We start from the raw sequence: 21,475 nt of genomic DNA on the forward strand, positions 1-21,475 counted from the left end.
TAATTGAAAAGGCTCTAACAAGCGGTCTAATTCGCTGACTTTTTTGCAAATAATTTTCTATGTCAAATACCCAAACCGAACCTCAAACGCCAGAACAAGAAGATAAACAGTTAAAGAAAAAACCGTTCTTTATTCCAACTTGCCTTAAGTTAGGTCTTGTCGGTGCTTGCTTTGCCGCATTTTACGGGATTTATCTCGATGGGCGTATTCGGGCCAAAATGGACGGTCAAGTATGGCAATTGCCGGCGGAAGTTTATAGTCGCATTGAAAGTATCAGCGTTGAAGATAAGTTATCACTTGAAGCAACCAAGCAAGCGTTGCTCGATAACGGCTACCGTCAAGTTTCTCAAATTGCCACACCCGGCGATTTTAAAATTGAAAACAATACACTCGTGTTATTACGCCGTGCTTTCCCGTTTCCTGAAACACCGGAAGCACAGCGTGTATTACGTTTACGTTTTGAAAACGATAAGCTGGCGCATATCGAAGATTTAGTGCAGCGCCGATTAATCAATGAGTTTCGACTCGACCCGAAATTAATCGCCATGCTGCATTCGGATAATGACGAAGAACGCCAAGCGTTACGTTTACAACAATATCCGTATTTCTTAATTCAGGCATTAATTCTGACTGAAGATAAACGTTTCTATCAGCATGACGGCATTAGTCCGATGGGTATCGCCCGAGCATTACTGGCAAACTATCAAGCAGGTAGAACGGTACAAGGTGCGAGTACACTTACCCAACAATTAGTCAAAAACTTGTTCTTAACCAGTGAAAAGACCATTGTACGTAAAGTGAATGAAGCGCTGATGTCGCTTATTTTGGATTTCCGCTACGAAAAGAACCGTATCTTAGAAACCTATCTGAATGAAATTTATTTAGGTCAAAACGGAAGTTATCAGGTACACGGATTTGCTTTGGCGAGTCAATTCTATTTCGGTCGCCCAATCCAAGAAATTACTCCGTCACAAATGGCGTTGTTAGTTGGTATGGTGAAAGGCCCTTCCCTCTATAATCCGTGGCGTCATCCGGAAGCAGCGCTGGAGCGCCGCAATGTGGTATTAAAATTATTACTTGAAAATCAAGCGATTACCCAGCCGGAATATGAATTATTAGTGAAACAACCGCTCGGAGTAAAAGAAAAAGGCAGCATTTATCGTCAGCAACCTGCATTTATGCAAGCGCTCAATCTCGATCTGAAAACAGAGTTAGGTGAAAGTAAATATGCGCAACTGTCTGGTGCTAGAATTTTCACAACTTTAGATCGCAAACAACAGCGTTCTGCCGAACAGGCAGTAATTAACGGCTTAGAATCACTAGAAGCTTCGAATAGTAAAATCAAAGACTTACAATCAGCGATTGTGGTTGCCGAATATAAAACCGGTAAGGTTCGTGCGATTGTGGGTGACCGTTTAACTCAATTTGCCGGCTTTAACCGAGCGATTCAGACTAAACGTCAGATCGGTTCATTGGTGAAGCCTTCAATTTATGCGATTGCGCTTTCGGATCCGAATAATTTCCGATTAAATACACCGATTCAGAATAAACCGATTACGATTTATACCAAGGGTTCTCCGCCATGGACGCCAAAAAACTACGACAAAAAATTCAGCGGCTCGGTAATGTTAATGGATGCGTTAGTGCGTTCATTAAATATTCCGACCGTGAATATCGGTATGAAAGTCGGCTTAAAGAAAGTCATTGCGAAGCAAAAAGAAATGGGTTGGGATAAAGCGGATATTCCGGCTTACCCTTCTATGCTGTTAGGTTCGTATTCGATTTCGCCGTATGATGTGACCAAGTCTTATCAGGTCTTAGCAAATAATGGTTTAAAAACACCGTTAACCACGATTGAATCGATTATGTCGCATGATGGCAGCCCACTTTATCAACGTAACGTTGAAGAAGTAAGCCAACAAGTATTAGCGCCGGAAGCTGCGATCCAAACCTTATATGCGATGCAGCAAGTGGTGGAACGTGGTACTGCCCGTAGCTTGCAAAATGACTTTGCACATTTACGCTTAGCTGGTAAAACCGGAACAACCAACAATGCTCGCGATACTTGGTTTGTTGGTGTCGATGGTGAAAACGTGACGACCGTATGGCTAGGTAAGGATAACAATACCGATACCAATTTAACCGGTTCTAGCGGTGCATTGTTTGTTTACAAACAATACCTAGAACGTGCATTGCCTACGGCGTTTAAATTACCGAAGTCAAAAAATTTACAGTGGGTAGGTATTAACAGCTACGGTACGATTAATTGTGATCCGAATCGCCAAATTCCGATGTGGCGGGACCGTGGACAACATTATTGTACCGGCGCAGGCAATATCGTTGAAGCGAGCAAACCGGCCGTATTAGATGCAATTTCACTCAATAAGAGTAAAACAGAAAACACTAAAGCGGATGTAGCGGAAGATCAACAAGCACTCCCAACTGAAGAAATTGCACCGACTGAATAGCAAGCGGTCCAAAAAGACAATTTTTTTACCAATACAAAAGAAAAAATGCATATTCAAGTTATTTTGAATATGCATTTTTACGTTATGTCATGTGAAAAAAATTAACGTTGGCGTGCTTTAAAGCGAGGATTGCTTTTGCAAATCACATAAAGTTTGCCTTTACGACGCACAATTTGGCAATCTGGGTGACGTGTCTTTGCCGTTTTCAATGAGTTTAAAATTTTCATATCTTATCCTTATTTTTTAGCCGCTAAACCAGCCATACCTTTAAAGCGTTCATTAAACTTGCTTGCTCGACCTTCCGTATTCGCCTCGCGACGTTTACCCGTATAAACTGGATGTGACGCAGATGACGTATCCAATGGATAAAACGGATATTCTTTACCATCTTCCCAAACCATGGTTTTATTAGTTGCAGCACAAGAACGAATTACCCAGCCCATTTGTGCCGAGCTATCATAAAACAATACTTCACGATAATTTTCAGGGTGAATCCCTTTTTTCATAATAAAAATCCTCCAGAGGCTTATTTATTCCCATAAATAAAAAGTGGATATATCCTACCTGAGAACTGTTTTTATTTCTATAATTTTTTTATGGATATAATTCTTTTGGTTAATTTTTGTGCTAAATAATAAAAGTGCGACTTAGATCGCCTTTTCTTTTTGTATTTTATGATAGGCTACACACTAAAACTGATTGACTATATTTATAAGGATAAAACATGGCTCAACAACCGTTTTTAATCGCCCCATCTATTTTATCTGCTGATCTCGCACGTTTAGGCGATGATGTTGTAGAAGTATTAAAAGCCGGTGGCGATATTATTCATTTCGATGTAATGGATAACCATTTTGTGCCGAATCTGACGTTTGGTCCGGCAATATGTAAAGCATTACGTGATTATGGTATCACTGCGGAAATTGACGTTCACTTAATGGTAAAACCGGTCGAACGCTTAATTCCGGATTTTGCCAAAGCAGGAGCGAACTATATTACCTTCCATCCGGAAGCAACCGATCATATCGATCGTACTTTGCAAATGATCCGTGATCTCGGCTGTAAATCGGGTTTAGTGTTCAATCCGGCAACACCGCTGAGTTATTTAGATTATGTGATGGATAAAGTGGATATGATTTTGCTGATGGGTGTTAATCCTGGTTTCGGCGGACAAAAATTTATCCCTGCTACCTTAGAAAAGCTACAAGAAGCTCGTCGTCGAATTGATAAAAGCGGCTACCCTATCCGTTTAGAAATTGACGGCGGCGTAAAAATTGAGAACATCGCAGAAATCGCTAAAGCGGGAGCAGACACTTTCGTTGCCGGTTCAGCGATTTTCGATCAACCCGACTACAAAGCGGTTATCGATCAAATGCGTGCCGAATTAGCACAAATTTAAGACGATAAGTGGTTCTATTTTGCAAAAAATTAACGAAAATGAACCGCTTGTGAGTGAGAAAATCACTTACAAACCGTAATACGCTATGGATAAAGCCTATTCATAATGTTAGAATATCGATCGCTTTTTTGTCCGATTACTACGGATAAACAATTTTAATTCTTGTGTGAGAAAATTTAGGCTGGTTTGACCTTGCTTCAAAAGCGTTGAATTTAGCATTTTTTTCTTTACACTATTTAACTCTCGCACTTAGGCGAATTTCACATAGGAAAAACAAAATGAGCATTGAAGAACGCGTAAAAAAAATCATCGTTGATCAATTAGGTGTTAAAGCTGAAGACGTTAAACCAGAAGCTTCATTCATTGAAGATTTAGGTGCAGACTCTTTAGACACTGTTGAATTAGTGATGGCTTTAGAAGAAGAATTCGATATCGAAATTCCAGATGAAGAAGCTGAAAAAATCACAACAGTTCAATCAGCGATTGACTACGTGACAAAAGCTAACGCATAATTTCGAATGAGGCGGTCAAATGACCGCCTTATTTTTTACCTAAATGGCTGCAATTTTTCCGTGCCGTTCAAATAGATTGTTCAAAAATAATCAAAATCGTTTACAAACCATTCAAACAAGATAAATTTGCCAAAAAGCACTTGACCATTTTTTTTAAATCCGTATTATATGCGCCTGTTACGCAACGTTAAGGGTCGTTAGCTCAGTCGGTAGAGCAGCGGACTTTTAATCCGTTGGTCGAAGGTTCGAATCCTTCACGACCCACCATTTAACTTGCAACACCTTCTAAAGGGTCGTTAGCTCAGTCGGTAGAGCAGCGGACTTTTAATCCGTTGGTCGAAGGTTCGAATCCTTCACGACCCACCACTTTAGAACTTTCCAAATCAGTCAAATCTGAAATGGGTCGTTAGCTCAGTCGGTAGAGCAGCGGACTTTTAATCCGTTGGTCGAAGGTTCGAATCCTTCACGACCCACCACTTTTACTTCCTTACAAATTTTCTTGAAAAAATAACCGCTTATTTCGTGTTTATAGTGTAAAATTCACTGCATTTTTACTGAAATTATTCAACACATCATTTACAGCGAACTTATTTAATGATCAAAAAACTTGTTATTTCACTCGGTTTAATCGGCGTTGTCGCTTTAGGCGGCGTATTCTACGGCTACCAAAAACTCAATGATTTAGCCAAACATCCCATCACCGCTAAAGCAGATCAATTCTTTCTGTTAGAAAAAGGCACATCTAGCCAAAAACTGGCGCAATTGCTGGAAGAACAAGGCATCGTTAGTCATGATGATGTAAGCTTACTGCCCTACCTTATGCGCTTTAAACCGGAACTCAGCAAATTCAAAGCAGGGACTTACTCACTTAATGGACTAAATAGCGTTGAAGACTTATTGAAACATTTTAGTTCCGGCAAAGAAGTACAACTTAACGTACAATTTATCGAAGGTAAAACCTTTAAGGTTTGGCGTGAGCAGCTAGCGAAAGCAAGCTATATGCAACATACGTTAACCGGAAAATCCGAAGCGGAAATCGCTCAATTGCTCGGTATTGCCCATGAGAAACTCGAGGGCTGGATTGCACCCGATACTTATAGCTATGTGCCGAATTCAAGCGATTTGGAATTACTTAAACGAGCTTATCAAAAGCAACAAAAAGCATTGGATAACGCTTGGCAAAATCGTGCGGAAAATCTACCGCTTGCAAACCCGTATGAAATGCTGATTTTGGCTTCTATTGTGGAAAAAGAAACCGCAGTTACGAGTGAACGCCCACAAGTAGCATCTGTATTTATCAACCGTCTCAGACTAAAAATGAAACTGCAAACCGACCCGACCGTAATTTACGGTATGGGCGATCGGTATAACGGTAATATTCGTAAAAAAGATTTAGAAGAAGCAACACCTTATAATACTTATGTAATTGACGGCTTACCGCCAACACCAATTGCAATGCCGAGCGAAGCGGCATTAAAAGCGGTTTCACAACCGGATAATACGCCATATCTCTATTTTGTGGCAGACGGCAGCGGCGGACACAAATTTAGTAAAAATCTAGACCAACACAACCAAGCGGTTCGTGACTGGATCAAAATCGAACGAAACAAAAAACTTGAGAAGAAATAAGAAATGCGTGGAAAATTTATTGTTCTTGAAGGTTTAGAAGGTGCAGGCAAAACCACTGCACACCAAGTGATTTTAGCTCAGTTGGAAAAAGCGGGCAAAAACGTGGTACAAACCCGTGAACCCGGCGGTACACCGTTAGCGGAAAAGTTACGCCATTTAATCAAACACGAAACCGAAGAAGCGGTTAGTGACAAAGCCGAATTACTGATGTTATATGCGGCACGTATTCAATTAGTCGAAAACGTGATTAAACCGGCATTGGCAGAAGGCAAATGGGTGCTGGGCGATCGTCACGATATGTCTTCGCAGGCTTATCAAGGCGGTGGACGTCAAATTGATCGCCACTTACTCGAAACTTTAAAAGAAACCGTGCTAGGTAACTTTGAACCGGATTTGACCATTTATCTTGATATCGATCCTGCGGTCGGCTTAGCTCGCGCACGTGGTCGCGGTGAACTGGATCGTATCGAACAGCAAAGCCTCGATTTCTTTTATCGCACACGCCAACGTTATTTGGAACTGACACAAAATAACGAGAAAGCGGTAATTATTAATGCGGAACAATCTATCGAACAAGTTGCCGCTGACATTCAACAAGCGGTCGAAAACTTCTTAAAAATTGCAAAATAAATATGCTATATCCTTGGCTTCAACACACTTATCAACAACTTACAGAATCCTTTTTGCATGGGCGTGGTCATCACGCCCTGTTATTTAAAACCGATTCGGGTTTAGGGACGGAAACGCTTATTCGTCATTTTGCGCATTGGCTACTTTGCCAAAATCCGCACAGGGAACAAGCTTGCCAACAGTGTAAAAGTTGTTTATTGACTGCTGCCGGAAACCACCCTGATTTCCATATTTTAGAGCCGATTGACGGTAAAGATATCGGTATTGATCAAGTGCGTGAAGCCAATGCCAAATTGCAAAACTTCTCGCAACAAGGTGGCAATGCGGTGGTATATATTCGTGGTGCGGAACGTTTAACCGAAGCAAGCAGCAATGCACTCTTAAAAACGCTTGAAGAACCACATAACAGCGTTTATTTTCTGCTTGAAGCACCACTACAAGGTGCAATGCTCCCGACCATTCAAAGTCGCTGCCAAACGTGGTTAATTCATCCGCCGGAAATGGATATTGCGTTAGATTGGTTGCAAGCAAACTGTAGCGGTGTTGATTTTTCCTCTTGTGAAATTGCGATGCGTTTATGTCATCAACGCCCGCTGATTTGCAAAACTTTTTTAGAAAACGACCGCTTGCAAGCCCGCAAAACCTTTTTACAAACTTTTTGGCGTTTCTTTAAAAGCCGAGATGTATTGCTCCTCTTCACCGCATTTGATAAAGAAAAGGAACTGGTATTGCAGCAATTAGAATGGTTGGATAGCTTTTTTGCCGATGCGTTAAAAGCCAAAATGGATATTGCAATCGGTTGGACAAATCCGGACTTACAAGCCGGTATTCTGCCGTTTAGCCAACAACTCTCCGCCCAAGCGCTGCTAAAAGGTCACCAAATTCTGCAACAAACCCGCCAAGACTTACAGCAAGTAAATGCGATGAATTTGGAATTGATGTTACTTAACTACCTGACAAAGCTAGCGCTAGAGACGTTTGAATAAATAAAATAGCATGTCTACCCACAACCTTGTAATTTTTACGTAGCCATACTGTAGAGAATACACGAAACTTCACTCTCCAATAAACATCATTTAACTGTCAGATAATAAGCAGAATACCTGTCAGATAACAAAGAGAGCATTTTAATATTGCATATCAGCCACATGAAGAATTATTATATGAGCTTAGGCTTTAATAAAGCTCGAATCCTAAGCCAGGAAATATAGAAAGTACATTAAATATAATTTAGTATTGTATTAATAGAGGATAAAGCCACAAACTGGCAAGCAAGAATTGGTTTTACTTTTTAACCTCACTAAAAGGAGACAACTATGAAACATAGCAAATTCAAATTATTTAAATATTATTTAATTAGCTTTCCTTTTATTACTTTTGCAAGTAATGTTAATGGAGCCGAAATTGGATTGGGAGGAGCCCGTGAGAGTAGTATTTACTATTCTAAACATAAAGTAGCAACAAATCCCTTTTTAGCACTTGATCTTTCTTTAGGTAATTTTTATATGAGAGGGACTGCAGGAATTAGCGAAATAGGATATGAACAATCTTTCACTGACAATTTCAGCGTATCACTGTTTGTTAACCCATTTGATGGTTTTTCAATTAAAGGAAAAGACTTGTTACCTGGATATCAAAGTATTCAAACTCGCAAAACTCAATTTGCCTTTGGTTGGGGATTAAATTATAATTTGGGAGGTTTATTCGGCTTAAATGATACTTTTATATCCTTGGAAGGAAAAAGCGGAAAACGTGGTGCGAGTAGTAATGTCAGCTTACTTAAATCGTTTAATATGACGAAAAATTGGAAAGTTTCACCATATATTGGCTCAAGTTATTATTCATCTAAATATACAGATTATTACTTTGGTATTAAACAATCCGAATTAGGTAATAAAATTACATCCGTATATAAACCTAAAGCAGCTTATGCAACACACATAGGTATTAATACTGATTATGCTTTCACGAACAATCTTGGCATGGGTTTATCTGTCGGTTGGAATAAATATTCTAAAGAAATTAAGCAATCTCCTATCATAAAACGAGACTCTCAATTTACTTCATCTCTTAGCCTTTATTATAAGTTCTAAAATAGAATATTCTAGGGAGAATACTCATTCTTTATCTTTATAAAGTTAATTGTTTCTCCCTGTTTCTATATTATTTAGTTACTTGTTCAAAAGCTACATTGGTTATTTTGTCATTTTATAAAAGATAATAAGGTGGTTATTTTGAAAATTAAGAAATATATTAAATATACCCTATTTACTTTCCTTTTAGGCATATCATATTTATATTTTGGGGGCGAAAACGAAAATTATCAAGAGATTATTTTTCACGTCGAACGAGGAAATATTCAAAAAACAGTTATTGCTAGCGGCACATTGCAAGCGACTGAACAAGTAGATATTGGTGCACAAGTATCTGGGCAGATTAAGCATATTTTAGTACAAGAAGGACAGAAGGTTAAAAAAGGTGAGCTATTAGCTGTAATTGATCCACGTCTGGCTGAAACGGAATTAAAACTAGCAAAAGCTGAGCTAGCAAATGCTTCTGCTAATTTGGATACAAAAAAAATTAATCTTAAGCAACTGCAATCAGATTGGGAACGTCATCAACGTTTGATACGAACCAATGCGACAAGCCAAAAGGAAACAGAAGAAGCAAAAAGTAGATTAAATACGGCCAAAGCAGAACTTCAAATTGCGCAAAATAATCTAGATATCGCTAAAATCAGAGTGGAAAAAGCTGAAACCGAACTAGGATATACAGAAATTCGTTCTCCACTTGATGCAACAGTAATTTCAGTATTTGCGCAAAATGGTCAAACTTTAGTCACCACCCAACAAGTACCAGTGCTGATGAAATTAGCTAATATTGATACTATGAAAGTCAACACCAAAATTTCGGAAGCAGATGTAATTCATATACAAGCTGGTGCTCCAACTTCCTTTACGCTATTGGGAGAGAGTGATTCCCAATTTCACGGGCAACTTGATATGGTAAAACTGGCTCCCGTTCATATTACAGACACTACAGAAAATACAAACAATGCAATTTATTATTATGCTACTTTCAAAGTGCCTAATCCTGATCATAGACTGCGTATTTCTATGACTGCCGCTGTAACGATTATGTTAGATAAACGTGAAAATGTGTTGAATATTCCTTTATCAGCCCTAGGGGAAATGATTGTGCCGGAGCAATATTATGTCACGGTCTTGCGTAAACATGGCCAAAAAGAGCAAGTTGTAGTGAGAACAGGACTGAAAGACGGAGCGAAAGTAGAAATTATCGAAGGGTTAGTAGAAGGCGATAAAGTCCTACTGCCCGTTAGTACAACTCCTGCATCTAACGATGCCGAAATTTATAGCATAGGATTATAATGAAACAACCATTAATTGAATTAAAAAATATTGAGCGTCGTTATCGCAATGGCAATACCGAAACAACAGTATTGAAATCAGTTAATTTAAAAGTATATGCGGGCGAAATGATTGCTATTGTCGGAGCTTCTGGCTCTGGCAAATCAACTTTAATGAATATCTTAGGTGCATTGGATATAGCAGATTGTGGTGAATATTGGTTTCGAGGGCGAAATATCGCCTCTTTGAGCAATGATGAGTTAGCAGAGTTACGTTGTAGTCATTTCGGTTTTGTTTTTCAGCGTTATCACTTGTTGCCACATCTAAGCGCAATCGGAAATGTAGAAGTTCCTGCTATTTATTCGGCAACAGATAAATATAGAAGAACTGAACGAGCGAAGGAGCTGCTATGTCGATTAGGGTTGGAAAAACAACTGGAAAATAAACCTTCTCAACTTTCTGGCGGGCAGCAGCAACGAGTTAGTATTGCTCGAGCATTGATGAATGGAGGAGAGATAATCTTAGCTGATGAGCCTACGGGAGCATTAGATAGCCAAAGCAGCCAAGAAGTATTGAATGTGTTGAAAGAATTAAATGCGCAAGGACACACAATTATCCTAATTACTCATGATATGAATATTGCGCAAAATGCTAACAGAATTATCAAAATCAAAGATGGCGAAATTATTGCAGATAATAGTTCATACTGCAAGAATAGCCTCTCCCCCTCAACAAAGCAGGAAAGGCAAAGTCTAAACTGCTTGATGTCGCTACGAGGCTATAAAGAATCTTTTGTGATGGCATTCAGTATGATGCGTGCTCATAAAATTAGGACGTTTTTGACTATGTTAGGTATAATTATTGGCATTGCTGCTGTCGTATGTGTAGTAGCATTAGGAGAAGGAACCAAACATAAAGTCTTGAATGAATTTAGCTCTTTAGGTAGCAACACAATAGATATTTTTCCTGGTAAAAATTGGGGAGATACCGAAGCATATAAAATTCAAACGTTAAATAGCAATGACGTAAATTTATTACGCCAACAACCCTATGTGAAAGGTGCGACTCCGAACTTATCGTTAGAATTGCCAATCCGTTTCTTAAATAAAACTGCCAATGCAACGATAAATGGTGTTAGCCAAGATTTCTTTATGTTAAAAAACTACAAATTACTAAGTGGCAGATTTTTTAACCAACAAGATGTAGATACTTATCAAGCTGTTGGCATAATTGATAAAAAATCACGAGATGTAATCTTCGGCACAAAAATTGCAGAAAGCAATATAGTTTTTATCGGTGATGTACCTATTTCGATTATCGGTGTTGTTGAGTCCGCCTCCCAAACAACTGAAGGGCAACGAACCACTATTTGGTTACCGTACAACACTATGGCTGCTCGCTTACGTAACCAACCCTATTTTCAACAAATTACAGTGCAGTTACGAGAAAATTTTGTACCAGCAGCAGCCGATAAGGCTATTGTGGATTTATTGGCAGCAAAGCATGGCAGAAAGGATTTTTTTACTTTCAGTAGTAGCAAGTTCTTGCAATCCTTAAATCGCACTACACAAGCCCTAACTTTAATGATTTCATCTATCGCTTTTATTTCGCTGGTAGTTGGAGGTATAGGAGTTATGAATATTATGTTAGTTTCAGTGATTGAACGAACCAAAGAAATCGGTATCCGCATCGCAGTAGGCGCCAAAGAAAAAGATATACTACATCAGTTTCTAATTGAATCGGCGACAGTTAGTCTGATCGGCGGCATTATTGGTATATTGTTATCATTGTTGTTTGGCTTAGTTTTTTCTTTATTAACAGATAGTATCAAAATGCAATTCACCTTTTCCTCTTTCTTTATTGCATTTTTATGTTCATCCTTAATCGGCATTATCTTTGGCTATTTTCCTGCCCGAAATGCAGCTCGTTTAAAACCAATAGAAGCATTATCAAGAGAATAAAAAGGCATAATAAACCAAAAGATTGGGGATAGTGGACAAAATTGAGTCTAATTTCCCCATGATATAGCCATAATGGACATTTTTGAGTCTGTTATGGCTTTATTTTTAACTTCGCTGGCAAATAAAATCCTTTATAAACACCATCTTATGTTCATCAGTCAATCCTTGGTGAGGAGCTAATTTTGCTTTCATCAGCTTAAAAAATGACTCGACTAAATTCGTCGTATGTGCAATATGCAGTTCAGGATAATCTTGATAGGTAAATAAATAATTTATGCTACGTTTTAGACTCCAATAGGCACTTCTTAATCGTTTGTGTTTAAACCGTTTTGCATTATGCTCCGAGCGTTCGTTAAAGTAAGTTTTATACTCATTCAGCCATTGCAGTAATGCTTGATTAAGCGTCTCTTTTGTATAAGATTTAAGTGAATAGTATAGCTCCAATAACGCTTTCCCAGCCGGAAATTTGGGGGATTTCGTTAAATAAAATATCCCTCTCCCAACTTGATGAAAATGACACATCTGAGTTGGAATATCAGGATATGCATTGAGTAATCCTCTCCTACCATCGCAGGTAATCGATTGAATCTTAATGCCTTTTTCCATTAATTCTGATATAGCTTCGAAATAATACTGATTTTTCTCAGCGGGAATAAAACGAAAGTAGACCGGTTTGGAAGAGAGTGAATCCACTAAAACCAATACGGCAAAACGCTGTTTAAAATGTGTGGTATCCATCACGATGTTAATGGTTTCGGGTAAAGGTTTTTGCTCAGCTTTGATGGATTTTTGAAGATGTCTTCTGATGGTTCTTTCAGAACATTGATATTCAATAGTAAGCTGCCGAATGGTTTGTTTTAGCGAGGTATACTTAAACCAGATTTCTTGTGAATTAAGTCGCTTGGATGCAACAAAATTACGATGGCAATCAAGACATTTATAGCGTTGAACACCATTAATTTTGCCATATTTTTTGAGGTTAAAAGATGAGCAGAAAATACAATTTTTTAGTCATTTTTATAAAAAGTGGGTTAAAACCTTATAGTCAACGCCTTTAATATTATGTGTTGAATATAAATATTTAAACTTAATTATCAACACCTCCTTTTTTCACCAGGATTTTAGTATCATAGTATTGATTGACAGCCTCTACTTATCATTAAATAGTAAAAGCCGAAAGGATCATTTATTACAAAAAATGATAAATTGCTTAAGGGAAAAAAGTCATATTATTCAATCAATTACCTAGCCGGCATGATTTGCTGAAAGATTTAATGAATACCCCACGTAAATGAGTCAATCTCATTTAATCGCAAGCATTATGAGATCAAGAAAAAAATGTCAATCTCATATAGGAAGGAAATTAAAGCCAATTCGTATTCGTTATTAGATCAAGTATTTTTAAATGAGCGTTCAGAGAAACCGAATGAGAGCAGTTATTTTCCTTATAAACATCATAATGTTAGAAGTACCTATACAGGTATAAAACGTTATATGAGTTATGTTTTTATGTATGGAGAAATACCCCGAATTAAATATTGAAAAGACAACAAATAAGATAGGAGGGTAAATTAAAAAAAGAACCACAAGATGAATTATAGCAACATAGTAGTTTAACAAAAATAAAGCTAACTTTTATGTCTACTATGCTACATTTGCCTTTTAGAGATAAATTTCTTTTCTATATATCTCTGAATATTCAAATCATTACATAATAGCTCGCAAATATTATATGTAGGAAAAACATTGAAAGACTTATTTATTATCGACTCACATTGTCATTTAGATGCTTTAGATTATGAAACTCGCCATAAAAACGTGGACGAAGTGATCGAAAACGCTAAAGCACGCGGTGTTCATCACTTTATTTCGATTTGTACCACGCTTGGGCGTTTTGAGGCGATGAAAGCCTTAACTGCGCATCGTGATGATGTCTCGCTTTCTTGTGGCGTTCACCCGTTGAATGTCGAAGAAGAGCCATTTGATTACGACAAATTACTTGCCTTTGCACAAGATGAAAAAGTGGTGGCGATTGGTGAAACCGGCCTAGATTACCACTACACGCCGGAAACTAAAGCGTTACAACAATCGCTGTTTTCACAACAAATTGAAATTGCTAATAAAGTGCATAAACCGTTAATTATCCACACCCGCTCGGCTCGCCAAGACACGATGGATATGCTGATTGCAGGCAAAGCGGAGAATTGCGGCGGTGTATTACACTGCTTTACCGAAGATTGGGATATGGCAAAACGTGCGTTGGATATCGGTTTCTATATCTCGATTTCGGGGATTATCACGTTCCGTAATGCAGAAGAATTGCGTGATGTGGTACGTAAAGTACCACTTGATCGTTTATTGGTTGAAACCGATTCGCCTTATCTTGCGCCGATTCCGTACCGCGGTAAGCCGAATCAGCCGGCCTATGTGCGTGAAACTTGTGAATATCTTGCCGCACTAAAAGGCGTTTCGACTGAAGAATTAGCTCGCATTACCACCGAAAATGTGCAAAACTTATTCAAGATTAAACTCTAATCTATCAAGTTAAAGGTTAAATAAAGGAACCCGAATGAAAGCGATTTTAAAATATTTTCTGATTCTCGTCTCACTCTCATTTTTTATTGTGTTGGGTGGTGCAGTCAATTATGCAATGCCAAGCTATGAAACCACCACGGTAACCGGTATGGAAGTACGCCGTATGGATAAAGACGGCATCATCAGTAAGGCAAATCCGGCAGACGGTGAAGTGCGTGATGTGTATTTCTTATTTACCGAGAATCCGGAAACCAAAAAAGTGATGGTATATCGTAACGAAGATACCGGTTGGGGCTTACCGCCTTATTTCAAATTCGGCTCTGCCGACATTCAGGCTAAAGCACAAGCGTATGCAAATGAAAAACAACTGGTGCAAATTAAATATTACGGCTGGCGTATTAACTTCTTAAACGAGTTTAGAAACATTGTGTCAATCAAACCGTTAGCCGAAGGCGAAAGCAGTTCAATGCCGATTTTCAGTTATATTCTCTACGGCGTATTAGCACTGCTCTTCTTCCTTTCCATTCAGTTTATTCGTGGCATCTTCCGTAGCGAATAACCTATTCCAAGCGGTTCAATTTTGCTAGAATTTTGCAAATTGAACCGTTTTTTATTGCGAGCGAAATGATTTATTTTATTGCAGACCTACACCTCAACGAGGCACAGCCTCAGATCACCGAACACTTTTTGCAATTTATGCAACAAAAAGCACCGCTTGCGGAAAGTGTGTATATCTTAGGTGATTTCTTTGATTTTTGGATTGGTGATGATGAACAATCCGAGCTTATCGACCAAGTGAAAAACGCCCTAAAAACCCTCACTACAAGCGGTGTAAAATGTTATTTTATTTGCGGAAACCGTGATTTCTTATTAGGCAAACGCTTTGCGCAAGAAACCGGTATTGAAATTCTGCCTGATTATCATCTGTTAGATTTATACGGTCATAAAACGCTGCTTTGCCACGGCGATACACTTTGCATTGACGATGTGAAATACCAACAATTCCGCCGTAAAGTCCATCAAAAATGGCTGCAGTGGTTATTTTTACGTTTACCGCTCTCATTACGCATCCGTATTGCTCAGAAAATTCGGGCCAAAAGCAAACAAGATAAACAATCTAAATCCGCCGATATTATGGATGTGAATCCGGCATTTACTGCAGAAACGGTAAAACGCTTTGGCACAACTTATCTGATTCATGGTCACACTCACCGCCAAGCGGTACATTCCGAAGCGGAATTTACCCGTATTGTCCTCGGTGACTGGAAAGCGGATTATGCTTCCGTTTTAAAATTTGATGAACAGGGATTTGAGTTTGTATGATAGATGTGATTATTCCTTGCTATAACGCAGAACAAACGTTGGTGCGAGCGGTACAAAGTGCGCTAAACCAGCCGGAATTAGGCACGTTATGGCTAATTGACGATGCCTCAACCGATAACACGCTAGCACTGGCTCAACATCTACAAGCGCAAGTACCACATAAAATTCGTGTCGAACCAATGCCGAAAAACGGCGGTGTTGCCAAAGCACGCAATTGGGGCGCATTACAAAGCGAAGCCGACTTTATCGCTTTTTTAGATGCGGATGATGCCTACGAAGATCATGCGTTACAAATTGCCGAAGGCATTTTCACTTTCCGACCAGAGATCAGTGTGGTACGTCTTGCACTAAAACCGGTGGATATGCCTGAACGTTATAGCAACCACCCGAATTTTGAATATGCTTGGCAACATATGCGAATGACCTGTGGTGGGAATACCGTGTTTCGCCGTTCATTTTTTCTCGCTTGCGGCGGCTTTCCGCAACATCAGCTATTTAGAGAATTGGGTGGTGAGGACGGCGCTTTAGGTATTGCCACTACGCAAATTAGTGCAGTTGCTACGGCATTTAATGATGCCGGAGTGTTACATTATTGTCGTGACGGCATGCACGCCGAACGTTTATTAGACGCTATCTTATTTAATAAAACGCCCCCAGGGGTAACAGCAGAAAAAATGGCTGAAGCACAAGCGGTAACAGATAAAATTTGTGAACAAATCACACAGCTTAAAACATGTCTTGAAACCAAAAAGCTTGGGATAAAACCATTAAATATTCAATGGAATTAGTTGAAAATTAGCGAAAATAGGTCTAGTATTTGCATTTGAGATTAATTATCAAATGTAATAACTATGAGACTATTTTACATCGCTATCGGTTTTTTATGTATTGGACTTGGGATTTTAGGTGCAATGTTACCAGGCTTACCAACCACGCCTTTTTTGTTACTTGCGCTTTTCTGCTTTAGTAAAAGCTCGCCTCAGTTACAACAATGGTTTACACGCACTAAAATCTATCAAAAATATTTAAAAGATTATGATGAAAAACGTGCGATGACGATGAAACAAAAAGTTACCATCTTAATGATTTCAGCCCCATTCTGTCTGTTCTCATTTTTCGTATTACCGAATATTTGGGGCAAACTGGCATTAGTTGCCGTGGTTATTTGCCAGTATTGGTATTTCTTGTGCAAAATGGAAACATTACCTGCCGAAACTCAAACACGTTCAAACGCTTAACTATTCCTCTTCTTTTTTGCGTCTCGCTCTCGGGTGAGCCGCATCATAAATTTGTGCAAGATGTTGGAAATCTAAACTAGTATAGATTTGAGTAGTTGATAAACTACTATGCCCCAATAATTCTTGTACCGCACGCAAATCACCGCTTGCTTCCAACATATGAGTGGCAAATGAATGGCGTAATTTATGCGGATGTAAATGCGTTTCTAGCCCCTGCTTTTTGCCCCATTTCTGCATCGCAAGTTGAATCGAACGGTGTGATAATCTTCCACCCCGTTTATTTAAAAACACCGCATTATCCTGCGGATTAAAATCATTGCGTACTCCAAGCCAAGCCTGCAATGCTTGTAAAGCTTTCGTACCGATCGGCAAAATACGTTCTTTATTACCTTTACCCAACACTTTCACTTCACGCGTAGCTAAATCCATATCACCGAGATCCAAACCTTGTAATTCAGATAAACGTAATCCGGAACTATACATTAATTCCATCATTGCCAAATCACGTAGTTCGAGCGGTTCGCTTGCTTCCGTATTCAATAATTGCCCGACTTGTTCCGCATCAATATTTTTCGGTAGATGCTTGCCAACTTTCGGCGATTTAATGCCTAATGCAGGATTCACCATCATTTGTTCTTGTTGAACTAAATAGTTAAACCACTGACGCAACGCCACCAAACGCAAACCGATACTTTTAGCACTCAGCCCTTGCTTATGGCTTTGAGTGAGCATCCAACGCACGGCAGCTGAATTAACCTCTTGCCAAGCACTGATCCCCGCCTGACTAAACATTTCGCTAACAGCCAATAGTTGACGTTGATAATTGCTTAGAGTATGCGGGCTGGCTTGCTTTTCAATACGCAAGTAATCCCAATACGGTTTAGTTTGCAGATAAAGGGGGTTTTGTGAATTTAGCATAATGGTAAAACGTAGAAAGGACTGAATGGAGGAGAAAAACAAGCGGTCAAATTTGCAAAATTTTTTACAAATATCACCGCTTGTTCCAATTAAGCTAGTTTAAGTTGACCGATACGTACACCAACATTACCTAACGCAACAGGGCTTAAATAGTCGCCCAAAAATTCAAAAAGTTCGTTTACATCGGTAAAGCTACGTTGAATTTTGACATCTTCCTCGACTTTACGTGTAAACTCATAACGAATGTTGTCACCATCAATTTTCACTTCTAAGGTAATGAACACCGTTTCAAAAAAATGGTTTACATTACCTTCTTCACCCGGATCACTGACACGTACGTTCCAATGGTTACTAAATAAAATTTCGGTTGTTACTGACATTTTGTTACCTCTTTTTGCCGATATGTTGTGTTAGATAAATCACCTCGAACAAAATAATAAATGCTCAAAGGCGATCTTGTTTTATATTTATCTATCTAGCATAGCGATTATAAATCAAACTATCTAGCATAATTTTTTATTAACGCTTACGAGCCAAAATATAAAATGGCTGATAAGTCAGAGATACGCAGCCTTCTTGGCTAAATTGGAGTTTATATTGACGTATAAACTCCCGATAAAAATCTTCGGTCCATTGCGCTGTTTTTAATGGCGAAATACTCGTACAATCCAAATGTGTAATCACCTCTTCCGGCGATTCAAATAAAAAACATAAACCGTCTTGTTGAATGCTGATAATTTCAAAATCCGTCTCAAGTTGGTTTATCCAGTCTAATAGTGAAGGGTAACAGACTCCCTCTCCTACAAGCGCTCGAATTTCTCGGAAATGTTGCGGATTCACACTATTAAACAGTAAATAGCCGCCTCGTTTTAATTTTGCTTTGGCACACTGCACAAATGTTTGAGTACAAGGTAAATGCTCAACCACAGACGCAGCGGCTAACAAATCATAACCATCACCCAGTGGCGTATTTAAGCAATCACCAAACACAAATTCACTTTTCATCAGCGTAAAATTGCGTTGTAATTTCTCGACCAAATAAGGCTGACACTCTTCGTATAAATCATTTAACACTAGATGTTCAGCACTAAAATCTGCTAAAAATTCTGCGGTAAAGAGTCCTGTACCACAACCAATCTCAAGCACCTTATTAAAATGTTTCGGTGCATTTATTTTTAATAACTCGATCAGTTTTTTATTTATCGTTCTTTGTGCAACTGCATAGGACTCATAATTTTTTATCATGCATGCCGCTGCCTTATCCACCGTCGGATAATTTCCCATCATTAATTTCTCCTTTTATAAATGTGGTAAAACCTAATACATACTTTATAGCTACGAATGTCTCTTTATGTGCTATTTTTATTTTGACACTCGAAAAAAAGCCCTATACCAAAGCATAGGGCTTAGAGTGCAATAATTATTGTAACAATGAAATATCTGCTACTTGCAAGAACAGCCCTTGTAATGTATTTAAAATCGCTAAACGATTTTGACGTAACGCAGGGTCTTCTGCATTTACCATTACATTATCAAAGAAACTATCCACCGGCTGACGTAAGCTTGCTAACTTATCTAACACCGCCGTATATTCGCCTTTTGCAATCAGCGGCTGCACTTCCGTTCTCAATCCAAGTACCGCTTCCGCAAGTGCTTTCTCTGCCGGCTCAACACAAGCGGTCGGATTTACCTCACCGATTGCAACATCTGCTTTCGCTAAAATATTGCTTACACGTTTATTTGCTGCCGCTAACGCTTCTGCTGAATCTAAAGTGCGGAAGTGCGATACCGCACGCACACGAGCATCAAAGTCCGCTGGGCGAGTTGGACGGCGAGCCAATACCGCTTGGATTACGTCCACCGCAATGCCTTCATCTTGATACCACGCACGGAAACGACCGAGCATAAAGTCCACTACATCTTCAACTACATTTGCATTGGTCAATTTATCACCGAATAATGCAGCCGATTTACGCACTAAATCTTCTAAATCAAGCGGTAAATTTTTCTCCACGATAATACGGAGCGAACCTAATGCCGCACGACGTAGTGCGAATGGGTCAGCGCTGCCTTTTGGTGCTTGACCGATACCGAAAATCCCTGTGAGCGTATCGAATTTGTCCGCTAATGCTACTGAACAAGCGACTAATGATTTCGGTAATTCATCGCCTGCAAAACGTGGCATATACTGCTCGTTTAACGCTACCGCTACTTCTTCATCTTCACCATCGTGACGTGCGTAGTGCATACCCATCACGCCTTGTGTATCGGTAAACTCAAACACCATATTGGTCATTAAGTCGCACTTAGAAAGTAAGCCCGCACGCTCTGCTTTCACTTTGTCTGCACCGATTTGCGCTGCGATTTCGCCCGCTAACGCTTCGATACGAGCGGTTTTATCACGTAACGTACCTAATTGTTGTTGGAACAACACGGTTTCAAGGCGTGGTAAACGGTCCTCTAAACGCTGTTTTAAGTCGGTTTTGAAGAAGAATTCCGCATCGGTTAAACGTGGACGAACCACTTTTTCATTACCTTCGATAATCGCAGTTGGATCTTCTGGGTTGATGTTTGAAACAAAGATAAAGTGCGGTAATAATTTGCCATCTTTATCATAGATCGGGAAGTATTTTTGGTCGCCTTTCATTGTATAAACCAAGGCTTCCGCAGGCACAGCAAGGAAACGCTCTTCAAATTTTGCGGTTAATACGTTCGGGAACTCAACCAATGAAGTCACTTCATCTAATAAGTCTTCTTCGATGTCTGCTACGCCACCTAAAGCGGTCGCTTTTTCTTGCGATTTTGCAAGAATCAACGCTTTACGCTCGTTGAAATCTGCAACCACCATTCCTTTTTCACGTAATGCAGTAAGGTATTCATCTGCGTGTGAAATAGTAAATTCACGTTCTCCTAAGAAACGGTGTCCACGTACCACGTTAGCGATTTTTACACCTAAAATTTCGCCTTCGATTAACTCGCTACCAAAGAATAAGGTAACCGTATGCACAGGGCGCACGAATTGCTCGGTTTTATCGCCCCAACGCATCATTTTCGGAATTGGTAAATTCGCTAAAGAACGAGAAATAATGTCCACCAATAAATTCTTAGTCGGCTGACCTTCAATCACCGCACGGTGAACTAACCATTCGCCTTTGTCGGTCGCCAAACGTTCCGCCTGTTCCACAGAAATGCCACAGCCTCTTGCCCAGCCTTCCGCCGCTTTGGTCGGATTGCCGTTCGCATCAAATGCCGCTGAAACTGCTGGGCCACGTTTTTCAATCTCTTTGCTTGGTTGAGCCGTCGCTAAACCTAACACTTTCACCGCCAAACGGCGTGGTGCTGCGAACCATTCCACTTTCTCGAATGATAAACCCGCTTGGTTTAACTCGTTTTCTACATTCTCCGCAAATGCGGTCGCTAATTTTTTGAGTGCCTTCGGTGGCAACTCTTCAGTGCCGATCTCGGCGAGGAAGTTTTGTGTTGTCATTTACGCG

Annotated in this window: 21 protein-coding genes and 3 tRNA genes; 17 read left to right on the forward strand and 7 right to left on the reverse strand. The window is 39.5% G+C overall.

Annotated elements, in window-relative coordinates:
* The first annotated feature begins 59 nt into the window (after positions 1 to 59).
* On the forward strand, positions 60 to 2,468 hold the full coding sequence (gene mrcB / locus ASU1_RS08455; protein ID WP_014992330.1) for a penicillin-binding protein 1B: 2,409 nt from the start codon (positions 60 to 62) through the stop codon (positions 2,466 to 2,468).
* 101 nt (positions 2,469 to 2,569) lie between these two features.
* Here the strand turns inward: mrcB and ykgO are convergent, their stop codons facing one another.
* Both ykgO and ASU1_RS08465 read right to left on the reverse strand, forming a co-directional pair.
* Positions 2,570 to 2,695 carry a type B 50S ribosomal protein L36 gene (ykgO, locus tag ASU1_RS08460; RefSeq protein WP_005599425.1) on the reverse strand — a complete coding sequence of 42 codons (126 nt, stop codon included), beginning with the start codon at positions 2,693 to 2,695 and terminating at the stop codon, positions 2,570 to 2,572.
* 9 nt (positions 2,696 to 2,704) lie between these two features.
* Positions 2,705 to 2,974: a type B 50S ribosomal protein L31 gene (locus ASU1_RS08465; RefSeq protein WP_014992331.1), complete on the reverse strand. Its 270-nt coding sequence runs from the start codon at positions 2,972 to 2,974 to the stop codon at positions 2,705 to 2,707.
* A 218-nt stretch (positions 2,975 to 3,192) separates the two neighbouring features.
* On the opposite strand from ASU1_RS08465, the gene rpe reads away from it, so the two are divergent.
* The 11 genes from rpe to ASU1_RS08520 all read left to right on the forward strand — a co-directional run bounded on the left by rpe (position 3,193) and on the right by ASU1_RS08520 (position 11,967).
* Positions 3,193 to 3,867 carry a ribulose-phosphate 3-epimerase gene (rpe, locus tag ASU1_RS08470; RefSeq protein WP_014992332.1) on the forward strand — a complete coding sequence of 225 codons (675 nt, stop codon included), beginning with the start codon at positions 3,193 to 3,195 and terminating at the stop codon, positions 3,865 to 3,867.
* A 278-nt stretch (positions 3,868 to 4,145) separates the two neighbouring features.
* Positions 4,146 to 4,379 carry an acyl carrier protein gene (gene acpP / locus ASU1_RS08475; protein ID WP_005599419.1) on the forward strand — a complete coding sequence of 78 codons (234 nt, stop codon included), beginning with the start codon at positions 4,146 to 4,148 and terminating at the stop codon, positions 4,377 to 4,379.
* A gap of 191 nt (positions 4,380 to 4,570) precedes the next feature.
* A tRNA-Lys gene (locus ASU1_RS08480) sits at positions 4,571 to 4,646 on the forward strand.
* A 23-nt stretch (positions 4,647 to 4,669) separates the two neighbouring features.
* Positions 4,670 to 4,745 (forward strand) — tRNA-Lys (locus ASU1_RS08485).
* A gap of 34 nt (positions 4,746 to 4,779) precedes the next feature.
* A tRNA-Lys gene (locus tag ASU1_RS08490) sits at positions 4,780 to 4,855 on the forward strand.
* 118 nt (positions 4,856 to 4,973) lie between these two features.
* Positions 4,974 to 6,008, forward strand: a complete 1,035-nt coding sequence (mltG, locus tag ASU1_RS08495) for an endolytic transglycosylase MltG (RefSeq protein ID WP_014992333.1) — start codon at positions 4,974 to 4,976, stop codon at positions 6,006 to 6,008.
* 3 nt (positions 6,009 to 6,011) lie between these two features.
* Positions 6,012 to 6,638: a dTMP kinase gene (gene tmk, locus ASU1_RS08500; protein WP_005599398.1), complete on the forward strand. Its 627-nt coding sequence runs from the start codon at positions 6,012 to 6,014 to the stop codon at positions 6,636 to 6,638.
* A gap of 2 nt (positions 6,639 to 6,640) precedes the next feature.
* The gene (locus tag ASU1_RS08505) at positions 6,641 to 7,624 is read left to right on the forward strand and encodes a DNA polymerase III subunit delta' (RefSeq protein ID WP_012263399.1); all 984 of its coding nucleotides are present in this window, start codon (positions 6,641 to 6,643) and stop codon (positions 7,622 to 7,624) included.
* 330 nt (positions 7,625 to 7,954) lie between these two features.
* Complete coding sequence (locus ASU1_RS08510) at positions 7,955 to 8,731, forward strand: MipA/OmpV family protein (RefSeq protein WP_005599394.1); 777 nt, start codon at positions 7,955 to 7,957, stop codon at positions 8,729 to 8,731.
* 132 nt (positions 8,732 to 8,863) lie between these two features.
* Positions 8,864 to 10,027, forward strand: a complete 1,164-nt coding sequence (locus ASU1_RS08515; RefSeq protein WP_005599392.1) for an efflux RND transporter periplasmic adaptor subunit — start codon at positions 8,864 to 8,866, stop codon at positions 10,025 to 10,027.
* Positions 10,027 to 11,967 carry a MacB family efflux pump subunit gene (locus ASU1_RS08520; RefSeq protein WP_005599391.1) on the forward strand — a complete coding sequence of 647 codons (1,941 nt, stop codon included), beginning with the start codon at positions 10,027 to 10,029 and terminating at the stop codon, positions 11,965 to 11,967. The genes ASU1_RS08515 and ASU1_RS08520 overlap by 1 nt, the downstream gene beginning before the upstream one ends.
* A 105-nt stretch (positions 11,968 to 12,072) precedes the next feature.
* On the opposite strand, the gene ASU1_RS08525 is transcribed toward ASU1_RS08520, so the two are convergent.
* Positions 12,073 to 12,966 (reverse strand): IS256 family transposase, variant Zn-binding type, encoded by an 894-nt coding sequence (locus ASU1_RS08525; RefSeq protein ID WP_420896799.1) that lies wholly within the window; start codon positions 12,964 to 12,966, stop codon positions 12,073 to 12,075.
* A 747-nt stretch (positions 12,967 to 13,713) separates the two neighbouring features.
* On the opposite strand from ASU1_RS08525, the gene ASU1_RS08530 reads away from it, so the two are divergent.
* The 5 genes from ASU1_RS08530 (at position 13,714) to ASU1_RS08550 (ending at position 17,063) form a co-directional block, all read left to right on the forward strand.
* Positions 13,714 to 14,502: a TatD family hydrolase gene (locus ASU1_RS08530; protein WP_014992335.1), complete on the forward strand. Its 789-nt coding sequence runs from the start codon at positions 13,714 to 13,716 to the stop codon at positions 14,500 to 14,502.
* A 34-nt stretch (positions 14,503 to 14,536) separates the two neighbouring features.
* Positions 14,537 to 15,061: a DUF1523 family protein gene (locus ASU1_RS08535; RefSeq protein WP_014992336.1), complete on the forward strand. Its 525-nt coding sequence runs from the start codon at positions 14,537 to 14,539 to the stop codon at positions 15,059 to 15,061.
* Between the two features lie 65 nt (positions 15,062 to 15,126).
* The gene (gene lpxH / locus ASU1_RS08540; protein WP_414826797.1) at positions 15,127 to 15,825 is read left to right on the forward strand and encodes a UDP-2,3-diacylglucosamine diphosphatase; all 699 of its coding nucleotides are present in this window, start codon (positions 15,127 to 15,129) and stop codon (positions 15,823 to 15,825) included.
* Positions 15,822 to 16,613: a glycosyltransferase family 2 protein gene (locus ASU1_RS08545; RefSeq protein ID WP_014992338.1), complete on the forward strand. Its 792-nt coding sequence runs from the start codon at positions 15,822 to 15,824 to the stop codon at positions 16,611 to 16,613. The genes lpxH and ASU1_RS08545 overlap by 4 nt, the downstream gene beginning before the upstream one ends.
* A gap of 63 nt (positions 16,614 to 16,676) precedes the next feature.
* The gene (locus ASU1_RS08550; RefSeq protein WP_014992339.1) at positions 16,677 to 17,063 is read left to right on the forward strand and encodes a YbaN family protein; all 387 of its coding nucleotides are present in this window, start codon (positions 16,677 to 16,679) and stop codon (positions 17,061 to 17,063) included.
* On the opposite strand, the gene xerC is transcribed toward ASU1_RS08550, so the two are convergent.
* The 4 genes from xerC to glyS all read right to left on the reverse strand — a co-directional run bounded on the left by xerC (position 17,064) and on the right by glyS (position 21,468).
* The gene (gene xerC / locus ASU1_RS08555) at positions 17,064 to 17,981 is read right to left on the reverse strand and encodes a tyrosine recombinase XerC (protein ID WP_014992340.1); all 918 of its coding nucleotides are present in this window, start codon (positions 17,979 to 17,981) and stop codon (positions 17,064 to 17,066) included.
* Between the two features lie 89 nt (positions 17,982 to 18,070).
* The gene (locus tag ASU1_RS08560) at positions 18,071 to 18,361 is read right to left on the reverse strand and encodes a DUF5377 family protein (protein ID WP_005618279.1); all 291 of its coding nucleotides are present in this window, start codon (positions 18,359 to 18,361) and stop codon (positions 18,071 to 18,073) included.
* Positions 18,362 to 18,500: 139 nt separating this feature from the next.
* Entirely contained in the window at positions 18,501 to 19,268 is a 768-nt protein-coding gene (locus ASU1_RS08565; RefSeq protein ID WP_014992341.1) for a methyltransferase domain-containing protein, read from the reverse strand.
* Between the two features lie 133 nt (positions 19,269 to 19,401).
* Positions 19,402 to 21,468, reverse strand: a complete 2,067-nt coding sequence (glyS, locus tag ASU1_RS08570; RefSeq protein WP_014992342.1) for a glycine--tRNA ligase subunit beta — start codon at positions 21,466 to 21,468, stop codon at positions 19,402 to 19,404.
* Between the last annotated feature and the right edge of the window lie 7 nt (positions 21,469 to 21,475).

The sequence above is a fragment of the Actinobacillus suis ATCC 33415 genome (assembly GCF_000739435.1).
In the GTDB taxonomy this organism is placed as follows: domain Bacteria; phylum Pseudomonadota; class Gammaproteobacteria; order Enterobacterales; family Pasteurellaceae; genus Actinobacillus; species Actinobacillus suis.

Bases quoted from the DNA above. Each gene is read 5' to 3' on its own strand.
- mrcB (WP_014992330.1), top strand. From the start codon at position 60: ATGTCAAATACCCAAACCGAACCTCAAACGCCAGAACAAGAAGATAAA.
- ykgO (WP_005599425.1), bottom strand. From the start codon at position 2,695: ATGAAAATTTTAAACTCATTGAAAACGGCAAAGACACGTCACCCAGAT.
- ASU1_RS08465 (WP_014992331.1), bottom strand. From the start codon at position 2,974: ATGAAAAAAGGGATTCACCCTGAAAATTATCGTGAAGTATTGTTTTAT.
- rpe (WP_014992332.1), top strand. From the start codon at position 3,193: ATGGCTCAACAACCGTTTTTAATCGCCCCATCTATTTTATCTGCTGAT.
- acpP (WP_005599419.1), top strand. From the start codon at position 4,146: ATGAGCATTGAAGAACGCGTAAAAAAAATCATCGTTGATCAATTAGGT.
- mltG (WP_014992333.1), top strand. From the start codon at position 4,974: ATGATCAAAAAACTTGTTATTTCACTCGGTTTAATCGGCGTTGTCGCT.
- tmk (WP_005599398.1), top strand. From the start codon at position 6,012: ATGCGTGGAAAATTTATTGTTCTTGAAGGTTTAGAAGGTGCAGGCAAA.
- ASU1_RS08505 (WP_012263399.1), top strand. From the start codon at position 6,641: ATGCTATATCCTTGGCTTCAACACACTTATCAACAACTTACAGAATCC.
- ASU1_RS08510 (WP_005599394.1), top strand. From the start codon at position 7,955: ATGAAACATAGCAAATTCAAATTATTTAAATATTATTTAATTAGCTTT.
- ASU1_RS08520 (WP_005599391.1), top strand. From the start codon at position 10,027: ATGAAACAACCATTAATTGAATTAAAAAATATTGAGCGTCGTTATCGC.
- ASU1_RS08535 (WP_014992336.1), top strand. From the start codon at position 14,537: ATGAAAGCGATTTTAAAATATTTTCTGATTCTCGTCTCACTCTCATTT.
- lpxH (WP_414826797.1), top strand. From the start codon at position 15,127: ATGATTTATTTTATTGCAGACCTACACCTCAACGAGGCACAGCCTCAG.
- ASU1_RS08545 (WP_014992338.1), top strand. From the start codon at position 15,822: ATGATAGATGTGATTATTCCTTGCTATAACGCAGAACAAACGTTGGTG.
- ASU1_RS08550 (WP_014992339.1), top strand. From the start codon at position 16,677: ATGAGACTATTTTACATCGCTATCGGTTTTTTATGTATTGGACTTGGG.
- xerC (WP_014992340.1), bottom strand. From the start codon at position 17,981: ATGCTAAATTCACAAAACCCCCTTTATCTGCAAACTAAACCGTATTGG.
- ASU1_RS08560 (WP_005618279.1), bottom strand. From the start codon at position 18,361: ATGTCAGTAACAACCGAAATTTTATTTAGTAACCATTGGAACGTACGT.
- ASU1_RS08565 (WP_014992341.1), bottom strand. From the start codon at position 19,268: ATGATGGGAAATTATCCGACGGTGGATAAGGCAGCGGCATGCATGATA.
- glyS (WP_014992342.1), bottom strand. From the start codon at position 21,468: ATGACAACACAAAACTTCCTCGCCGAGATCGGCACTGAAGAGTTGCCA.